We start from the raw sequence: 778 nt of genomic DNA, 5'->3' as shown, positions 1-778 counted from the left end.
TCGCCCTTCTCGGCGATCACCAGGCCCGGATTGGTGCAGAACTGGCCGGCGCCCATGTTGAGCGAGGCCACGAAGCCCTCGGCCATGGCCTCGCCACGCGCTTTGAGCGCGGCCGGCAGCGGGAACACCGGATTGATCGAGCTCATCTCGGCATAGACCGGGATCGGCTCCTTGCGCTGCTGGGCGATCTTCATCAGTGCGGTGCCGCCGCTGCGCGAGCCGGTGAAACCCACCGCCTTGATGCGATGATCGGCGACCAGTGCCGCGCCGACTTCCCGGCCGGAGCCGAACAGCACGGAGAATACGCCTTCCGGCAGGCCGCACTTAGCCACCGCCTTCTGCACCGCGCGGCCGACCAGCTCGGAGGTGCCGGGGTGGGCGGAGTGCGCCTTGACGATCACCGGGCAGCCCGCGGCGAGTGCCGAAGCGGTATCGCCGCCGGCCACGGAGAAGGCCAGCGGGAAGTTGCTGGCGCCGAACACCGCCACCGGGCCCAGCGCGATGTGACGCTGGCGCAGGTCGGCGCGCGGCAGCGGCTGGCGCTCGGGCATCGCCGGGTCCACACGTACGTCGAGCCATTCGCCGGCGCGCACCACGTTGGCGAACAGACGCAGCTGACCGCAGGTCCGCCCGCGCTCACCTTCGATACGGCCCTGGGGCAGGCCGGTCTCGGCCACGGCACGCTGGATCAGCTCATCGCCGATGGCCTCGATCTCGCTGGCCACGGTTTCGAGAAACATTGCGCGATCCTCGAGCGAGGTCTCGCGGTAGGTATCGA

At 69.9% G+C, this 778-nt stretch carries 1 protein-coding gene; it reads right to left on the bottom strand.

Annotated features, from left to right (window positions below; translation table 11 throughout):
- Positions 1 to 778, bottom strand: a 778-nt coding sequence (locus ACW4DH_RS18965; RefSeq protein ID WP_459637960.1) for an aldehyde dehydrogenase family protein, incomplete at both ends; no start/stop codon positions are given.

Source organism: Halomonas sp. WWR20 (genome assembly GCF_054602495.1).
Note: the sequence above shows the minus strand (reverse complement) of the source record. Positions and strands in the feature narration are given on the sequence as shown.